The 18,352-nt window shown below is 57.5% G+C and carries 14 protein-coding genes, 1 tRNA gene and 1 pseudogene; 14 read left to right on the top strand and 2 right to left on the bottom strand.

All coding sequences use genetic code 11. The features are described from left to right. Positions 1–31 precede the first annotated feature (31 nt). From dnaG to glyS, 6 genes and pseudogenes are all read left to right on the top strand, one after another. Entirely contained in the window at positions 32–1,843 is a 1,812-nt protein-coding gene (gene dnaG / locus ACTQY1_RS06625) for a DNA primase (protein WP_022487641.1), read from the top strand. A 51-nt stretch (positions 1,844–1,894) separates the two neighbouring features. Further along, positions 1,895–2,419, top strand: a pseudogene (locus tag ACTQY1_RS06630) (RNA polymerase sigma factor region1.1 domain-containing protein); the annotation flags it as partial. Positions 2,420–2,473: 54 nt separating this feature from the next. Further along, a complete protein-coding gene (gene rpoD / locus ACTQY1_RS06635; protein WP_441368918.1) occupies positions 2,474–3,670 on the top strand; it encodes an RNA polymerase sigma factor RpoD in 1,197 nt (398 codons plus the stop codon). A gap of 39 nt (positions 3,671–3,709) precedes the next feature. After that, positions 3,710–3,784, top strand: a tRNA-Ile gene (locus tag ACTQY1_RS06640). A gap of 221 nt (positions 3,785–4,005) precedes the next feature. Then, on the top strand, positions 4,006–4,878 hold the full coding sequence (glyQ, locus tag ACTQY1_RS06645; RefSeq protein WP_022487639.1) for a glycine--tRNA ligase subunit alpha: 873 nt from the start codon (positions 4,006–4,008) through the stop codon (positions 4,876–4,878). Positions 4,879–4,883: 5 nt separating this feature from the next. Further along, positions 4,884–6,944, top strand: coding sequence for a glycine--tRNA ligase subunit beta (gene glyS / locus ACTQY1_RS06650; protein WP_441368899.1), 2,061 nt, complete (start codon positions 4,884–4,886; stop codon positions 6,942–6,944). Between the two features lie 186 nt (positions 6,945–7,130). Here glyS and ACTQY1_RS06655 read toward each other — a convergent pair whose 3' ends face one another. Then, positions 7,131–8,012: a LysR family transcriptional regulator gene (locus ACTQY1_RS06655; RefSeq protein ID WP_441368898.1), complete on the bottom strand. Its 882-nt coding sequence runs from the start codon at positions 8,010–8,012 to the stop codon at positions 7,131–7,133. Between the two features lie 156 nt (positions 8,013–8,168). Here ACTQY1_RS06655 and ACTQY1_RS06660 point away from each other — a divergent pair, with 156 nt between their 5' ends. Continuing rightward, a complete protein-coding gene (locus tag ACTQY1_RS06660) occupies positions 8,169–9,239 on the top strand; it encodes a tartrate dehydrogenase (RefSeq protein WP_022487636.1) in 1,071 nt (356 codons plus the stop codon). A 33-nt stretch (positions 9,240–9,272) separates the two neighbouring features. On the opposite strand, the gene ACTQY1_RS06665 is transcribed toward ACTQY1_RS06660, so the two are convergent. Next, the gene (locus ACTQY1_RS06665; RefSeq protein ID WP_022487635.1) at positions 9,273–10,412 is read right to left on the bottom strand and encodes a trans-sulfuration enzyme family protein; all 1,140 of its coding nucleotides are present in this window, start codon (positions 10,410–10,412) and stop codon (positions 9,273–9,275) included. A 233-nt stretch (positions 10,413–10,645) separates the two neighbouring features. On the opposite strand from ACTQY1_RS06665, the gene gatC reads away from it, so the two are divergent. The 7 genes from gatC to ACTQY1_RS06700 form a co-directional block, all read left to right on the top strand. Continuing rightward, a complete protein-coding gene (gene gatC / locus ACTQY1_RS06670) occupies positions 10,646–10,933 on the top strand; it encodes an Asp-tRNA(Asn)/Glu-tRNA(Gln) amidotransferase subunit GatC (RefSeq protein ID WP_022487634.1) in 288 nt (95 codons plus the stop codon). 14 nt (positions 10,934–10,947) lie between these two features. Then, positions 10,948–12,414, top strand: a complete 1,467-nt coding sequence (gene gatA, locus ACTQY1_RS06675; RefSeq protein WP_441368897.1) for an Asp-tRNA(Asn)/Glu-tRNA(Gln) amidotransferase subunit GatA — start codon at positions 10,948–10,950, stop codon at positions 12,412–12,414. Continuing rightward, positions 12,414–13,862, top strand: coding sequence for an Asp-tRNA(Asn)/Glu-tRNA(Gln) amidotransferase subunit GatB (gene gatB / locus ACTQY1_RS06680; RefSeq protein WP_022487632.1), 1,449 nt, complete (start codon positions 12,414–12,416; stop codon positions 13,860–13,862). The genes gatA and gatB overlap by 1 nt, the downstream gene beginning before the upstream one ends. Before the next feature lie 167 nt (positions 13,863–14,029). After that, complete coding sequence (locus ACTQY1_RS06685) at positions 14,030–15,340, top strand: SGNH/GDSL hydrolase family protein (protein WP_022487631.1); 1,311 nt, start codon at positions 14,030–14,032, stop codon at positions 15,338–15,340. Positions 15,341–15,385: 45 nt separating this feature from the next. Further along, entirely contained in the window at positions 15,386–16,273 is an 888-nt protein-coding gene (locus ACTQY1_RS06690; RefSeq protein WP_370833077.1) for an epoxyqueuosine reductase, read from the top strand. Positions 16,274–16,289: 16 nt separating this feature from the next. Next, the gene (locus ACTQY1_RS06695) at positions 16,290–17,498 is read left to right on the top strand and encodes an HD domain-containing protein (RefSeq protein ID WP_022487629.1); all 1,209 of its coding nucleotides are present in this window, start codon (positions 16,290–16,292) and stop codon (positions 17,496–17,498) included. A 188-nt stretch (positions 17,499–17,686) separates the two neighbouring features. Beyond that, positions 17,687–18,352 (top strand): Glu/Leu/Phe/Val family dehydrogenase (locus ACTQY1_RS06700; RefSeq protein ID WP_441373927.1); only part of this gene is annotated, 666 nt, incomplete at its 3' end.

Genomic DNA, 18,352 nt, shown 5'->3' on the forward strand with positions numbered 1-18,352 from the left:
AGTACTGCAGGAGTGAAGAAGGAAGGATCCCATGGATGAACTGAAAGAAAAAATGACCAATTTCAAAGAGCAGGTGCGGCAGGCCGCGGATATCCTGGCCATCGTTTCCGAAACGGTGAACCTGAAGCGCCGTGGCACCCAGTACTGGGGCTGCTGTCCCTTCCATGGGGAAAAGACTCCTTCCTTCAAGGTGGATCCGGCCCGGGGGCTGTTCCACTGCTTCGGCTGCGGGGCCGGGGGAGATGTGTTCTCCTATGTGATGAAGCGGGACAATCTGACCTTCCCGGAAGCCCTGAAGCAGCTGGCGGAGAAGTACGGGATCCCGGTGCCGGAACGGGCCAAATCCGCCCGGGAAATCGCCCGGGAAAAGGAAACGAAAGAAGTGCTGGCCGCCAACGACCTGGCTTCCCGGTTCTTCCACTCCTGTCTGGTGAACACCCGGTACGGGGAGCGGGGGATCCAGTACCTGGCCGGCCGGGGCATCGGGAAGGACATTATCGAGTCCTTCGGCCTGGGGCTGGCCCCGCCGGATTTCCAGACTCTTTCCACCGCCCTGGAAAAACGGGGGGTGACGGAAGCCGTGCTGCTGAAGGCGGGGCTGGTCAGTCCCAGGCAGCGGGGCACCGGAGTCTACGATAAATTCCGGGCCCGGGTAATGATTCCCATCCGGGATCCCCGGGGCCGGGTGGTAGGCTTTACCGGCCGGATCCTGGACAAGGACGCCTCCCCGGCCAAGTACATGAACACCCCGGAAACCCCCTGGTTCCACAAGGGAAATCTGCTGTTCGGCCTGGATCGGGCTTCCGGCCCCATCCGGAAACGGCAGCAGGCCCTGATCGTGGAAGGACACATGGACGCCATCAGCCTCCATGCCGCCGGCATCGACTGGGCGGTGGCCTCCATGGGTACGGCTTTTACGGACCATCAGGCGGCCCTGTTGAAGCGGCTCACCCCGGAAGTGGTCTTCTGTTTCGACAGCGACCGGGCCGGACGGGCGGCGGCCATGCGGGCCATTCCCCTGGCCCTCCAGGCCGGGCTCAAATGCCGGGTGATGCATGTGACCGACGGGAAGGATCCGGACGAATTCATCCGAAAGGAAGGCAGGGAAGCCTTCGAGGAACTGCTGAAGAATGCTAAACCGGGCATGGACTACCAGATGGATACGGTGCTGGGAGAATGTGATCTGGAGACCCTGGGAGGCAAAGTGGAAGCTGTGGCCAAAGTGCTGCCCCTGTTCCGGGACTGCCAGAGCGACGTGGAAGTGGGGGAACGGATACGGGATCTGTCCCGGCGGCTGGCCATTGACGAAGGGCTGATCCAGAGCGAATACCGGAAGCTGACCCAGGGTCAGTTCGGGGGCCGGAGCTACAATCCGGAATGGCTCACCCAGCGGCAGGTGAAGGTGACCAGCCCTACGGAACAGGCGGAACGGCTGGTGCTCCGGGCTTTCCTGGAAGGAATCCCGCCCCGTCCGGGCCAGGAGGGCATCGCCCATCTGGAATCCTTCACCACCCCGGCCCGGCAGGCCATTTTCACCACCTTCCTCCGGATGGTCCAGGAAGGGACCTACCGGGATCCCCGGGACCTGTTCCCCCATCTGGAAGAAGAGGGAGCGGCAGAACTGACGGGGATCCTGAGCCTCAATGTGGAAAAGGGCACCCTGCCCTCCATCCTGGAGGACTGCCTCCGGCGGCTGCAGATTGCAGCCCTGGACCGGGAATATGAAAAACACAGCCAACTGGCGGAAAAATATGAAAAAGAGGGAAATGAAAAATTTTTGCAGGAATTAGAAGAATGTCGGCGAATAAAATTGGAGATAGGAAAATTGACAAAACCGGTATGAAGCCGGGAAATGCAGATTTTTCTCATTTGAAAGAAAGGAGGGAACGCCCCAATGACTGAAAAAGAAAAGAAAGAATTGGAGCCGCAGCTGACTGCCACGGCAGCAGAGAAAGGACAGAGTGAGGCCCAGCCCACGGCAGTGGGGAAAGCCAAGGCTGCTCCCAGAAAGAAGAAGGCGGCAAAAACCACGGGAAAGGCGGGTTCAGGAACGAAAACCAGAAGCAAGGCAGGCAAGAAAGACAAACCCAAAACCGCGGCGGAATACCTGGCGGAATTCGAAGCGCTGGCCAAAAAGAATCACGGCGTTCTCACCTACAAGGAAATCCAGGACCGGCTGCAGAACGAAGACACCGTCTCTGTAGATGAGATGGATGCCATCTATTCCAAACTGGCTGAAAAGAACATTGAAGTGGTGGATGACGGAGCCGAAGATGAGGAACCGGAAACCATCGATGAAGACGAACTGAAAGTGGACGAATCGGAACTGGCCAACCTGTCCGTTCCGGAAGGGGTCATTGTGGATGACCCGGTCCGCATGTATCTGAAGGAAATCGGCCGGGTGCCTCTTTTGGCCGGGGATGATGAAATCAAACTGGCCAAACGGGCCGACAAAGGCAACCAGGCCAAAGTCATCCTGAAAGGGGACAAGCCGGACGGGGAATTCCCGCCGGTGAACAAACGGCTGTCCATCGGCAAGCTGCTGGACGAGGCCAATGAACTGCTCACCAGAGAAGGCATCTGGGTGGACAACCGGAGCGTTTCCCTGACCTACCGGAAGGCCCAGCTTCTGTCCAATACGAATCACATCCTGGATACGGAAGACTACCAGAACCTGGTGAAGGCTTTCACCATGGACGAAAAGAAGCGGCTGAACCGGCTGCTCCAGGAAAACAAATACAAGGTGGCCCATACGGTGAAGTCCGTCCACCCGGACGATCCGGCGGAAGAAGCCGAGGAAAGCACCCTGGGGACTCTCCAGGAACTGTTTGCCGTGATCGACGACAAAGCCCTCCACCAGAAAGTGGATGAGGAAACCAAGAGCAAGATCGAAGAAGCCAAAAAACGCTTCAGCCGTCTCCTCCACCGGATGGAATTCTGCGGGGACAACGCCAAGAAATGCCTGTCCGAAGCCAACCTCCGGCTGGTGGTCAGCATTGCCAAACGGTATGTGGGCCGTGGGATGCTGTTCCTGGATCTGATCCAGGAAGGGAACCTGGGGCTGATCAAGGCTGTGGAAAAGTTCGATTACAACAAGGGATTCAAGTTCAGTACCTACGCCACCTGGTGGATCCGGCAGGCCATTACCCGTGCCATTGCCGACCAGGCCCGGACCATCCGGATCCCGGTGCACATGGTGGAAACCATCAACAAGCTGGTCCGGGTATCCCGGCAGCTGCTGCAGGAACTGGGACGGGAACCGACCCCGGAAGAAATCGCCAAGGAAATGGACGTGCCTGTGGAACGGGTCCGGGAGATCCAGAAAATCGCCCAGGAACCGGTTTCCCTGGAAACCCCTATCGGGGAAGAAGAAGACTCTCACTTGGGAGACTTCATCGAAGACCAGGAGGCTCCGTCTCCGGCGGATGCCGCCTCCTACACCCTGCTCCAGGAACAGCTGGGCAAGGTGCTCCAGGAACACCTGAGCGCCCGGGAACGGAGAGTGCTGGAACTGCGGTTTGGCCTTATGGACGGCCGTACCCGTACCCTGGAAGAAGTGGGCCAGTATTTCGGGGTCACCCGGGAACGGATCCGGCAGATTGAAGCCAAGGCCCTGCGGAAACTCCGGAGCCCCAAACGGAGCAAACCCCTGAAGGAATTCCTGGAATAATTGACAGAATTTCCTTTTCTGGTTTATAATTTTAGCATTGGGCCTATAGCTCAGCGGTAGAGCCCCCGGCTCATAACCGGTTGGTCCAAGGTTCGAATCCTTGTGGGCCCACCAACTGAAAAATCCAGGCGGAACTTGACAAGTTCCGCCTGATTTGTTATAGTTCCTCTGTAATACGCAATGAGGGGGTTGGCATCCCTGAGCGTTCGCTTCACAAGAGAGGCCGCTTTCGGGCGGCAAACAGGGTGGAACCGCGGAACAACCTCCCGTCCCTGTAATGTAGAGTATCCTGTCTATATTACAGAGACGGGAGTTTTTGTATAGGAGGAGAGAAAATGGATTTTCAGACCATCATTTTGAACCTGCAGAAGTACTGGGCCAACCAGGGCTGCATCATGGCTCAGCCTTATGACGTGGAAAAGGGCGCCGGGACCATGAACCCGTCCACCTTCCTGCGGGTACTGGGGCCGGAACCCTGGAACGTGTGCTATGTGGAACCTTCCCGCCGTCCTGCTGACGGCCGGTACGGGGACAACCCCAACCGTCTGTATCAGCATCACCAGTTCCAGGTGATCATGCAGCCGTCCCCCAGCAACATCCAAGAACTGTACTTGGAAAGCCTGCGGGAACTGGGCATCCATCCGGAAGAACATGATATCCGGTTCGTGGAAGACAACTGGGAATCTCCCACCCTGGGGGCCTGGGGTATGGGCTGGGAAGTTTGGCTGGACGGGATGGAAATCACCCAGTTCACCTATTTCCAGCAGGTGGGTTCCATCGACATCAAACCGGTGGCTGTGGAAATCACGTATGGCCTGGAACGGCTGGCCATGTACATCCAGGGGGTGGAAAACGTCTACGACCTCCAGTGGGTGGGGGATGTGACCTACGGGGATGTGTTCCACACCAACGAAGTGGAACAGTCCCGGTACAGCTTTGACATCGCCGACATCGACCTGCTGTTCGACCTGTTCGACAAGTACGAAAAGGAAGCCAAACGGGTCATCCTCACCGGCAACATCCGTCCGGCTTATGACTATGTGCTGAAATGCTCCCACACCTTCAATCTGCTGGATGCCCGGGGCGCCATCAGCGTCAGCGAACGGACCAACTACATTTCCCGGGTGCGGGCACTGGCTCGGCTGTGTGCGGCGGCCTATGTGGAACAACGGGAAAAACTGGGATTCCCCATGCTGAAGAGAGGGTAATGGATATGGCAAATTTATTATATGAAATCGGAACGGAAGAAATGCCGGCCCAATACATGCCCGGCATCCTGAAGGAATACAAGGAACTGGCCGGGAAGAAACTGGCCGAAGCCCGGATCCCCTTCAGCACGGTGAAAGTGTACGGGACTCCCCGCCGGATGGCTTTCCTGGCGGAAGGGGTAGCGGAAAAACAGGAAGACTCCAATGTGGAAAGCAAGGGGCCGTCCCTGAAGATTGCCTTTGACAAGGAAGGGAACCCCACCCGTGCCGCCCAGGGATTTGCCCGGGGCCAGGGTGTGGATGTAAAGGAACTGGTCCAGAAGGACGGCTATGTGTATGCCGTGAAGCATCTGGAAGGCAAAAAGACCATCGACCTGCTGCCGGCCATCCTGGATGACATCCTCCATTCTCTGAACTTCCCCAAAACCATGCGGTGGGCTGACTATGATTTCGGGTTCGTCCGTCCTTTCCGCTGGATGGTGGCTCTCCTGGATGACCAGGTGATCCCGGTGGAAGCCAACGATGTAAAGAGCGGCAGAGAAGCCCGGGGCCACCGGTTCCTGAGCAACCATCTGATCACCATCCCGGACGCTGCTTCCTACGAAAAGACCATGGAAGACAACTTCGTCATGGTGGACGTGGACAAACGCCGGGAAACCATCCGGAAACAGATCGAAGACCTGGCTGTGGCCGAAGGAGGCAAAGCCGCCATTTCTCCGGACCTGCTGGAAGAAGTCACCTTCCTGGTGGAATATCCCACGGCACTGTGCGGCCATATCGATGACAAGTACCTGCGTCTGCCGGACTGCGCCATCATCACCCCCATGCGGGATCATCAGCGGTACTTCCCCATGTTCGACAAGGATGGGAAACTGATGCCAAAATTCATCACCGTCCGCAACGGGGGCAAGGAACATCTGGACATCGTGACCCACGGGAATGAACGGGTGCTCCGGGCCCGTCTGGACGATGCAGTGTTCTTCTTCGACAACGACCGGAAGAAATCCCTGGCCCAGCACCGGGAAGGACTCCACGAAGTGGCCTTCCAGCACGGCCTGGGGAATATGTATGACAAGACGGAACGGCTCCAGAAGCTGTGCGACGTATTGGTGAAAGCCACCGGCCTGGAAGCGGATGCCAAGGCCGTGGAACGGGCTGCCCTCCTGTCCAAGGCGGATCTGGTCACCGGCATGGTAACAGAATTCACCGAACTCCAGGGCACCATGGGCAAGGAATATGCTCTCCTGGACAAGGAAGGGGAGAAAGTGGCCCAGGCCATCGGGGAACAGTACATGCCCCGGTTTGCCGGCGATGAACTGCCCCAGAGCAACGAAGGCCGGATTCTGGCTGTGGCGGACAAACTGGACAACATTGTGGCCACCTTCAGCCGGGGCATGGCGCCCACCGGGTCCCAGGATCCCTACGCCCTGCGCCGTCAGGCTCTGGGCATCCTGAACATCGTGGCCGACGGCGGAGTCCACTTCCCGCTCCGGGCCGTACTGGCGGAAACCCTGAAGAACCTGCCGGTGGAAGTGGAAAACGAAGCCAAGCTGCTGGATGAAGTGGCCGACTTCTTCGCCCAGCGGGCCAAGAACATGCTGCTGGACAAAGGGGTCCGGTATGACGTGGTGGATGCCGTCCTGGCCGCTCCGGGACTGGACGACCTGGCAGACATCTTCGTCCGGGCCGATGCCCTGGCTGCTTATCTGGAAACGGATAAAGCCGCCGACAGCATCCAGGCCTTCACCCGGGTGGAAAACATCAGCAAGAACAATGTGGTGGAAGCCCCTGTGGATGCCGCCCTCTTCCAGGATGCCGCAGAAAAGGCCCTCTTCGAAGCTGTGGAAAAAGTGGCTGCTGCCACCGCTCCTCTGGCTGCCGACCGGAAGTACGCCGACCTGCTGGCTGCCAACGATGAACTGGCCGCACCCGTCAACGCCTTCTTCGACGCGGTGATGGTCATGGACAAGGACGAAAAAGTAAAGAACAACCGTCTGGCCCTGCTGAACCAGGTGAAGAAGCAGGTAAACCAGGTGGCAGATCTGAGCCAGCTGGTAATGAAATAAAGAACTGTCAGCTGTCCACGGTCAGCGGCCGTAGGAAAGGACCCGTTCCCCTGCCGGGAAACGGGTCCTTTTTTTGATTACCTATTAAATAAATCAGCCAAAATTATAATATAGTTGATTTACAATGTAAATCAAAAAGCTCACTGTGGACTGCTGACTAGAGACTGCAGACAGGTCCTGCTGTCCCTACCGGGGCCACCTATTTTCCACAAACTCCAAAAACCGCTTCAGGGCGGGGAACTGGTCCGGATCCCGGTTCCAGACGAAATTCACGTGGCCGGTGGCAATCTGGTTCACGGGGATGGCCACCAGGTTCTTTTCGTCCTGGGCAAATTCTTCAGAAAGAAAACCCAGGGCGGCCTGGTGGCGGATGTATTCCAGGATGGTGAATACCTGGGAGGTCTGGTGGAGAATCCGGGGGTGGACCTGGCAGGCGGCGAACAGCCGACGCAGGTACCGGGTCTGGCCGAACTGGTCGGTGAACAGGACCAGCGGTTCATCCTCCAGGTCCTGCAGGTCCACGGAAGTCCGCCGGGCCAGAGGATGGTCCCTGTGGACGAACAGCATGAGCCGGCTGTCCTTCAAGACCCGGCAGTGGTAGGGGGCTTCCGGCAGATGGTTGGTGACGCACAGGGCCAGATCGATTTCCTGCTGGTCCAGCAGGGAATACAGGGTGGGACCGGTGGCTTCGGTGGTGATGATCCGCAGCTGGGGCCAGGCTTCCTGGAGAGCCCGGTGGAGACCGGGGAAAATGGTGTTGCCGCACATGGGAACCAGGCCGATCCGCAGCAGGGCTTCTCCGGAGCCCAGGGACCGGGCGGTGGCCTCAAGCTGTTCATACTGGTCCTGGAATTTTCGGGCCTGTTCCAGGAATACCCGGCCGGCAGGGGTCAGGGCCAGGGAATTGTGATGCCGTTCCCACAGGGCGGCCCCGCACTGGACTTCCAGTTCCCGGATGGCTTTGCTGAGTCCGGGCTGGGTGAGGTGGAGCTCTTCGGCGGCCTTGGTGAAGTTCATGTACCGGCAGGCGGTGATGAAGTAGCGGATCTGTTCCGGGGTGATGGACATGATTGCCTCCTGATTCTTTGGGATTTGCCAAACTTTTCGTTGGTCAGACTGAATGACGGAAAGTTCACAAAATAATACTTTTGTATTATAGTAATAGCATGAAAAGGGCGGGTCCGTCCATGGCTTTTTGGATTCTGGAAGAAAGAAGGAACAGCAATGGAAAAGAAAATCTACAAAATCGCAGTGATCGGCGGCGACGGCATCGGGCCGGAAGTGCTGGCGGAAGGCATCAAGGTATTGAAACGGACAGCGGAACTGGACGGTTCCTTTGGCTTTGACTTCACCTGTTTCCCCTGGGGCTGCCAGTACTACCTGGAACACGGGGAAATGATGCCGGAAGACGGGATCGAACAATTGTCCCATTTTGACGCCATCTATTTGGGGGCTGTGGGTTATCCCGGGGTGCCGGACCATATTTCTCTCCGGGGACTTCTGATCAAGATCCGGAAGAGCTTCGATGAGTATGTGAACCTGCGGCCGGTGAAACTGCTGAAAGGGGCTCCCTGCCCTCTGGCGGGAGTGAAACGGGAAGACATCGACATGGTGTTCGTCCGGGAAAACAGCGAAGGGGAATATGCCGGGGCCGGTGCCTGGCTGTACAAGGACACGCCCCGGGAAGTGGTGATCCAGGACAGCGTGTTCTCCCGGTTCGGCACGGAACGGATCATCCGGTACGCCTATGACCTGGCCCGGAAGGAACACAGATCCCTCACCAGCATTTCCAAAGGGAATGCCCTGAACTATTCCATGGTGTTCTGGGACCAGATCTTTGCGGAAGTGGGGAAGGACTATCCCGATGTGGAAACCCATTCCTACCTGGTGGATGCGGCCAGCATGTTCATGGTGAAGGATCCCAAACGGTACGGGATCATTGTGTGCTCCAACCTGTTCGGGGACATCCTGACGGACCTGGGAGCCGCCATTTCCGGCGGCATGGGCCTGGCCGCCGGTGCCAACCTGAACCCGGAACGGAAATATCCTTCCATGTTCGAACCCATCCACGGCAGTGCTCCGGATATTGCCGGCCAGGGCAAGGCGAACCCTCTGGCCTCCATATGGTCCGCCAGCCAGATGCTGGACTTCTTCGGCCACAAGGACTGGGGCCGGAAGCTGATTGACATCATCGAGACCATGATGGTGGAAAAGAAAGTCCTGACTCCGGACATGGGCGGCACCGCCACCACCCAGGAAGTGGGAGATGAAGCTGTACGGCTGTTGGAAAAATAACAAAAGAGCTGCCGCGTCGCGGCAGCTCTTTTGTTATTTACATTGCTCGAAGGCCTGGGCCAGGTCGTCCCGCAGGTCTTCTTTGTCTTCCAGGCCTACGGAGAACCGGAGCAGGGTGTGGGTGATGCCCTTTTCTTCCGCTTCTTCCGGGGTCAGGTCCGCATGGGTCTGGGTAATGGGATAGGTGAGCAGGCTTTCGGTGCCTCCCAGGCTTTCCGCGAACTGAATCAGATGGATCTTTTCCAGGATGGTCTTGGCGGCTTCCGGGGATTTCACATAGAAGGAAATCATCCCTCCGAATCCGTTGGCCTGTTTCTTCTGGATTTCATAGCCCGGGTGGTCCGGCAGGCCGGGATACAGCACCTTTTCCACCAGGGGCTGTTCCCGCAGCCACTGGGCCAGGTACAGGGCATTTTCCTGGTGCTGTTTCATCCGCACCGGCAGGGTCTTCAGGCTCCGGAGCAGGAGCCAGGCATCGAAGACGCTGAGCACGGCCCCGGTGGTCTTGTAGATGGTACGGAGCCGGGCGGCCACCTCCGCTTCCCGGCTGACGGCAAACCCTGCCAGGGAGTCATTGTGGCCGGCCAGGTACTTGGTGCCGCTGTGGACCACAATATCCGCTCCCAGGGTCAGAGGCCGCTGGAAATAGGGGGACAGGAAGGTATTGTCCACAATCACCAGGATCCCGTGTTTGTGGGCCAGTTCGCTGATGGCTTCCAGGTCCGTGATTTCCATGGTGGGGTTGGTGGGAGTTTCCAGATAGATGGCTTTGGTGGCGGGGGTGATGGCCTCTTCCACGGCCTTCAGATCACTGGTGTGGACGGCGGTGAAGGTCAGGCCCAGGGGCTCATAGGTGGTCCGGAACAGCCGGAAGGACCCGCCGTACAGGTCGAAACCGGTGATCAGGTGGTCTCCCGGGGCAAAAAGCCGCATCACCGCATCAATGGCTGCCATGCCGGAGGAAAAGCACAGGGCATCGGTGCCCCCTTCCAGGGTGGACAGGACTTTTTCCAGTCTGGCGTGGGTGGGGTTGGATTCCCGGGTATAGGCCCAGCCGGTGGATTTCCCCAGGCCGGGATGGGCAAAAGTGGATGTGAGATACAGAGCCGGAGAGACGGCGCCGGTGGCATCGTTGGGGCCGCCTCCGTGGATACAGGCAGTGGTGAATTTCATGATTTTTTTCCTCCTTGCAGGGCACAGGGTGCCAATAATGCATACTATTTATATAGGAATACATTACCTGTTCCCGGAAATTTTGTCAAGGGGCCGGAACGGGCATGGAGACAGGGAAAGACGGGCAAAATGGTTTTCTAAATGATGGGACTGTGATATAATCTTTTAGTAAAACTGGTTCCGGCGGGCCCTGACTGCCCTGCTGGAATAGATTTTCGATAGGCGGTGAAAAAATGAGCGTTACAGTCAATGATGTAAAGCATATCGCAAATCTGTGCCGGTTAAATGTTCCGGACGATGAAATGGACAAGTTTGTTGAGCAGTTCAACCAGATTTTGAATTATGCTGAAATCTTAAAGAAAGTGGATACCAAGGGAATCGAACCTTCTCCCTATGTGCTTCCCATCAGCAATGTGCTGCGGGAAGACGTTCCTGTTGAGAGCCTGTCCCACGAGGACGCCATGAAGAATGCTCCGGAGGAATATGAAGGCGGCTTCAAAGTTCCCCGGGTTATCGAATAAGAGGAGGCAGAACAGTGGCTTTATACAGTGAAACTGCACATGAGCTCCATGACAAGCTGGTGAAGAAAGAAATCAGCTCCGTGGAACTGACCAAAGCGGTCTATGACCGGATCGACGAAGTGGAAGACCAGGTCAAGGCCTATATTACCTTGGACAAGGAAAATGCCCTGGCCCAGGCAGCCAAAGTGGACAAGATGATCGCCGACGGCGAGACCATCAAACCCCTGGCCGGGATCCCCGGCGCCATCAAGGACAACATCAGCGTAAAGGGTGTCCGGATGACCTGCGCCTCCAAGATCCTGGAAAACTTCGTGCCGGTATACGATGCCCACGTCATCGAAAACCTGCGGAAGGACGAAACCATTTTCCTGGGCAAGACCAACATGGATGAATTCGCCATGGGGTCCACCACGGAAACCTCCCATTTCCAGATCACTCACAACCCCTGGGATCTGTCCCGGGTGCCCGGCGGTTCTTCCGGCGGCAGCGCTGCCAGCATTGCAGCCGGGGAAGCCATTTGGTCCCTGGGCTCTGATACCGGCGGTTCCATCCGGCAGCCGGCTTTCTTCAACGGCTGCGTAGGGCTGAAACCCACCTACGGCCGGGTTTCCCGGTACGGCTGTGTGGCTTTCGCCTCCTCCCTGGACCAGGTGGGGCCCATTGCCCGTGACGTCACCGACGCCGCCCTGGTGCTGAACACCATCAGCGGCCTGGATGCCCATGATTCCACCTCCTATGATGCACCGGTCCCTGACTACACCAAGGCTCTGCGCCAGGATGTGAAGGACCTGACCATCGGCCTGCCCAAGGAATACTTCGGGGAAGGCACGGACCCCAAAGTGGCTGCCCAGATCAAGCTGGCTGCCAAGAAGTTCGAAGAACTGGGTGCCCATGTGATCGAAGTGTCCCTGCCTCATACGGAATATGCCGTAATCACCTATTACATCATCGCTCCGGCAGAAGCCTCCGCCAACCTGGGCCGTTTCGACGGTGTCCGGTACGGCTTCCGGGAAATGGCTGCGGAAAGCGCTCCGGAAATGATGCGCAAGACCCGTACGGAAGGCTTCGGCAAGGAAGTCCGCCGCCGGATCATGCTGGGGACCTACGTGCTCAGCTCCGGGTACTATGATGCCTATTACAACAAGGCCATGCAGGTCCGGACCCTGATCCGTCAGGACTTTGCCAACGCCTTCGAAAAATGCGATCTGCTGCTGACTCCCACCTCCCCGGTGGTGGCTTATCCTCTGGATGCCAAGATGGATCCTCTGACCGTCTACATGCTGGACGTAACCACCATTCCGGTGAACATGGCCGGCCTGCCCGGCATTTCCATCCCCTGCGGCTTTGTGGACAACATGCCGGTAGGGGCCCAGCTCATCGGCAAGGCTCTGGGCGAAGAGACCCTGCTGCGGGTAGCTTATACCTTTGAACAGGCTACGGATTTCCATAAAGCCGTGGCACCTCTGGGAGGTCGGAAATAATGACAGAATATACTACCGTAATCGGTCTGGAAGTCCATGCGGAACTGAAAACCAAGACCAAGGCTTTCTGCTCCTGCTCCACGGAATTCGGCGGTGCCCCCAACACCCATGTATGCCCGGTTTGTCTGGGCATGCCCGGGGCTCTGCCTGTGATCAACAAGCAGATGGTGGAATTTGCCCTGCGCTTTGCTCTGGCTGTGAACTGCGAGATCCAGCGCTACAGCAAATTCGACCGGAAAAACTACTACTATCCGGATCTGGCCAAAGCCTACCAGATTTCCCAGTTCTATCAGCCCATTGCCCTGAACGGGCACCTGGACGTGAACGTGGACGGGGAAACCAAACGGATCGGCATCACCCGGATCCATATGGAAGAAGACGCCGGGAAACTGGTCCATTCCGGTGCTTCCATCAGCACCTCTGATTTCTCTGCAGTGGACTACAACCGGGCCGGGGTGCCTCTGATCGAAATCGTGTCCGAACCGGACATGCGGTCTGCGGCGGAAGCCCGTGCCTACATGGAAAAACTCCGGGCCTACCTCCAGTACACCGGGGTCTGCGACGGCAAGATGCAGGAAGGCTCCATGCGCTGCGATGCCAACATTTCCATTATGCCCGTAGGGGCCAAGGAATTCGGCACCCGGGCGGAAATCAAGAACCTGAACTCCTTCAAGGCCCTGGAAAGAGCCATTGAATACGAAGTGGAACGGCAGAAGGAAATTCTGGAAGACGGGGGCCATGTGGTCCAGGAAACCCGTACCTGGGACGATGCCCAGGGGATGACCTTCTCCATGCGGTCCAAGGAAGAAGCCCACGATTACCGGTATTTCCCGGAACCGGACCTGGCTCCCATCATCATCGAAAAAGAATGGGTGGAAAAGGCCAAGAGCGAACTGCCGGAACTGCCGGATGCCCGGAAAGCCCGTCTCATGAACGAAAAAGGGCTGGATGACTATTCTGCAGAACTGATCGTGGCTGACAAGAAGATGGCTGAGTACTTCGATGCAGCCGCCAAGGAAACCGACGACGCCAAAGGCGTGGCCAACTGGATCCTGGGGGATGTGTCCGCGTACCTGAACAGCAACAACTGCGGCATCGGGGAATTCCCCGTGTCCCCGGCTCATCTGGGACAGATGGTGGCCCTGATCAAAAAGGGCGTGCTGTCCAGCAAACTGGCCAAGAAGGTCTTTGCAGAAATGCTGAAAAAGGACGAAGCTCCTGCCGATCTGGTGAAGAAGCTGGGCCTGGAACAGGTCAGCGACGAAGGAGCCATCCAGGCCATGGTGGATGAGGCCATTGCTGCCAATCCCCAGTCTGTAGCCGACTACAAGGCCGGCAAGGACAAGGCCATCGGCTTCCTGGTAGGCCAGGTCATGAAGAAATCCCGGGGCAAAGCCAACCCGGGCATGGTAAACAAACTGATCATCAAGACCATTAAGGGTGAATGACAGAGGCGCCGTTGCGGAAGCAACAGTACCGTCAACGGTCAGCTGACAAAAAGAGCTGGTGCTTAGGCACCGGCTCTTTTTTTACCACAAATTTCACACCTTTGATCTTCCTTTTTCATGGGGAACTGTTATGATTAGGAATACAATAACAACAGGGAGGGAGAAAGATGCTGCAGCATACGGAAAGACGCCGGTGGCGCTGGCTGCTGGTGGGGGCGCTGCTGCCGGGACTGTTCCTGGGGCAGCTGGACAATGCCGTCCAGCACCGGATGCCCCGGTACATCCAGCGCTATATGACAGGAGGGCCCCGGCTGGGGTTCCTCCAGTGGCCCCAGGATCTCCAGGCCGTCCGGTACGAGCTGGAGATCTTCTCCCAGATCCCTGAGGAACTGGATCCGGAACATTCGGTAGAAGAAGTCCTGTACCGGGATGCTGAAATCTACACCAACCGGATCCTGCTGGATGAAGAGAAGCTGCCGGATCTGGATGGAGAGCTGCCTCTTTTCTGGCGGGTCCGGGCCTACAACCTGGACGGGAATCCCCTGGGAGGCTATTCCCAGCCGGCAGAGCTCCAGAACACCCTGGAACGGAACCTGCGTGATGCACCGGTGCCCCGTCCCATGAAGAGGGACCAGCCCGGTTCCCGGATCCTGTATCCGGTGTATTCCTATACAAGTCTTCCGGGGGCCAGCCAGTACGAAGTGGAAGTGCTGGACCAGCTGCCGGAAAAAATGGGGGGCATCCTGCCTTCCCGGCACCGGGTCTATGCAGAAACTACGGAACTGACGGACCTGTACGACAAGGAACCCCGGATCGGCACTTATTACTGGCGGGTCCGGGGGATGGACGGCAAGGGCCGGCCGGTGGGGGAATGGAGCCTGCCGGAAAAAGTGGAACTGGAACCAACGGATCGGGTCCAGGTGGGCATCTTCGGAGACAGCATTTCCCATGGAGGGGGCCGGCTGTCCTTCAGCCCCTCGGACCTGGAATACAGCTATGCCCATTACATCTCTGTGCCTACAGTGAACCTGTCGGAAAGCGGGGACACCAGTGAAATGATGGTGGAACGGTTTGAACGGGATGTGCTGCCTTTCCATCTGAAGACCCTTCTGATCATGGGAGGCAGCAACAGCCTCCGGAATGGGACGGAACCGGAAGAGGTGATCGCCGATCTCCGGAAGATCCAGGCTATGTGTCGGGAAAACGGCATCACCCCGGTGCTCCTGACCCTGGCACCCATCAACCCGGGAAACATCGAAAAGGCTTTTGACGAGCCTACGGACAGCCACTGGCAGGAAGCTTTCCGGAAGGTGAACGCGTACATCCGCACCCAGCCCCACATCGATGTGGCGGCGCCTTTTGAAGCCATGGGTCCGGAGCTGCCTACGGAAATGGCCCTGGACGGTCTCCATGGAGACGTGCCCATGAAACGGATCATGGGCCAGGTGATCAGTGACCAGGTAAGGGAGTTTTTGTAAGGGTATGATATAATGACCCTGTAAACCAGAAAAAGGGGGCGGACCATGGATAAAAAGGCATTGAAGGCATTCTGCCGGGAACTGGGCCTGACGGAAGTGGGCGTGGCTCCCAGCCATCTGCCGGTGCCCGATCCTTTTCCGGAGGTGTGTCCCCTGGCGGCGGGGAAGGGACTGGAACGGTATGATCTTACCACTCTGCTCCCGGGCTGCCGGGGAGCCGTGGTGATCCTTTTTCCCTACCGGTTGGAACCGTCATCCGGCAGCAATCTGTCCTGTTACTGCCAGATCCCGGATTACCATCCGGTGGTCCGGGAGTATCTGGAGAAAATCGCCGGCTGGATGGAAGGCCAGGCCCCTGGCAGCCGGCAGCTGGCCATTGTGGATACCTCCCCTCTGGCGGAACGGGACCTGGCGGTCCAGGCCGGACTGGGATTTCTGGGGGACAACGGCTGCCTCATTAACGACACCTGGGGTTCCTGGTGCTTCATCGGGGCAGTGCTCACCACCCAGCCTCTGGAGCCGGACCGGCCTCTGGAACGGAGCTGCCGCCACTGCGGGGCCTGTGCCCGGGTCTGTCCCGGACAGTGTTTCCAGGGAGGGACCTACACCTACCGGACCTGCAAATCCTACCTGACCCAGAAAAAAGGAGAACTGACCGAATCAGAACAGGCTGTCCTCCGGGAAACGCCCCTGATCTTCGGCTGTGATGAATGCCAGCGGGTCTGCCCCCACAACCAGCAGGTGCCGGAAACCCCTCTGACAGAATTCCGCCGGGACCGTCTGCTCCGGCTGGACCGGCAGGATCTGGAAAACCTGACCAACCGGCAGTTCCGGGAACGGTACGGATCCTATGCCTTTGCCTGGCGGGGGAAAAAGCTCCTGCTCCGGAACCTGGAACTGGTGGAACAAAAGGAACAACAGGAAAGTCAGTGAACACAGGAGGTGTCCTATGGCAAATATCCAGACCATCCCGCTGCCCCGGGATCTGATCCAGTTTGTCTTTGAAGCGGCCTACATCCAGCGGTGGAACGATCATATCCGGCCCCAGGGCTTTACGGAACTGGACAAACAGGCTCACAAGATGATGATCCTCTATGTGCTGGCCCGGTATGAGGAACAGGACCATGGAGCCAGCCTGGACTGGCAGGTGCTGGTGGAAGGGGGCATCTTCGAATTCCTCCACCGGGTGGTGCTCACGGACATCAAGCCCCCGGTGTTCCACGAGCTGATGGAAAAAAGCGGCGCCCGGCTGAACCAGTGGGTGTACAAGGAACTGGTACGGCGGGTGCCGTCTCTGGCCGGCAGTCTCTTTATGGCCAAGATGGAGGCCTATCTGGACGGAGACAGCCATCCTTTGGAGAAACAGCTGATCCGGGCCGCCCACTACCTGGCCACGGAATGGGAGTTCCGGATCATCTACCGGATGAACCAGGGGATTTTCGGAGTGGAGGAAATCAGGGAGCGGATCGCCGACAACATCGAAGACCATTACAACCTGGCAGGGGTCCAGAAAATCGCCATGAACGGGAAGACCCGGAAGTTCGTGGATCTTATCGGCAAGCTCCGGTTCCAGAAGCGCTGGTCCCAGTCTCCCCGGGTGCCGGAAACTTCCGTCATGGGCCACGTGCTGGTGGTGGCCATCATGGGGTACTTCTGCGCCCTGTCCATGGGGGCCTGCAAGGGACGGCTGGTGAACGATTTCCTGGGCGGCCTGTGGCATGACCTGCCGGAAGTGCTCACCCGGGACATTATTTCTCCCATCAAAAGGTCCATCGAAGGCCTGGACGAACTGATCAAGGACATCGAACAGCGGCAGATGGAAGAAATCCTGCTGCCCCTCCTGCCGGCCGCCTGGCATGAGGATATCCTGAATTTCACCGTCCATGAATTCGATAACAGGATCCGGGAAAAGGGAAAGGTCCGGCTGCTGGCGGGGGATATCCCGGAAGCATACAACCGGGATGAGTACAGCCCGGTGGACGGCCGGGTGCTCAAGGGCTGCGACCATCTGGCGGCCTTTATGGAAGCCTGGCTCAGCATCCAGTGCGGCATCACCTCCTCCCATCTGGCAGGGGTGGTGGAAGAACTTCCCCGGGCCTACCAGGGAAAAATCATCGGCGGCGTCGATTTCGGGAAGATCTATGAGCAGTTCCGGTGAAATGTGTGCTGCACGTTATGTGCAGCACACATTTCTTATATATGCAATAAGAATACGATGAATTGCAGGAATTTTTCCTCAAAATAAATTTGTATACAAAATACAAAAAACGATTCCATATTTTCTGAAAGGTGCTATAATAAGCACTGTAAGGGTTCACTAGATACTATTTTTAGGAGGCGTTACAAATGAGTTTGTTTGAAATGGCAAAGATTCCTATGGAAAAGGCTAGTAAGCTGATCAATCTGGATCCCAACGCTGAGGCAGTCATCTCCCAGCCTGAACGGACCCTGGAAGTCAGCATCCCTGTAAAGATGGATGATGGCCACGTGGAAGTATTCACCGGCTACCGTTCTCAGAACAGCACCGTGCTTGGGCCTGCCAAAGGCGGCGTACGGTACCATCAGAACGTATCCATGGATGAAGTAAAGACCCTGGGCTTCTGGATGACCACCAAATGCGCCATCGCTGGTCTGCCTTACGGCGGCGGCAAAGGCGGCATCATTGTGGATCCCCGGAAAGTATCCAAGACTGAACTGGAAAAGATCACCCGTGGGTATATCGACAAGATTGCTCCGGTAATCGGCGAAAAGAAAGATATCCCGGCTCCTGACGTGAACACCAACGCCCAGATCATGGCCTGGATGTGCGATGAATTCTCCAAGATCAACTGCCAGTTCGCTCCTGGTTTCATCACCGGGAAAGCCATCTGCATGGGCGGTTCTCAGGGCCGTACCTCTGCGACGGGCCGTGGCGTAATCACCGCTACTCTGGAACTGCTGAAGAGAGAAGGAGTTAAACCGGAAGACGCTACTCTGGCTATCCAGGGCTTCGGCAACGTAGGTTCCTGGACC

The sequence above is a fragment of the Acidaminococcus sp. HCP3S3_G9_1 genome, from assembly GCF_052122455.1.
Taxonomy (GTDB): domain Bacteria; phylum Bacillota; class Negativicutes; order Acidaminococcales; family Acidaminococcaceae; genus Acidaminococcus.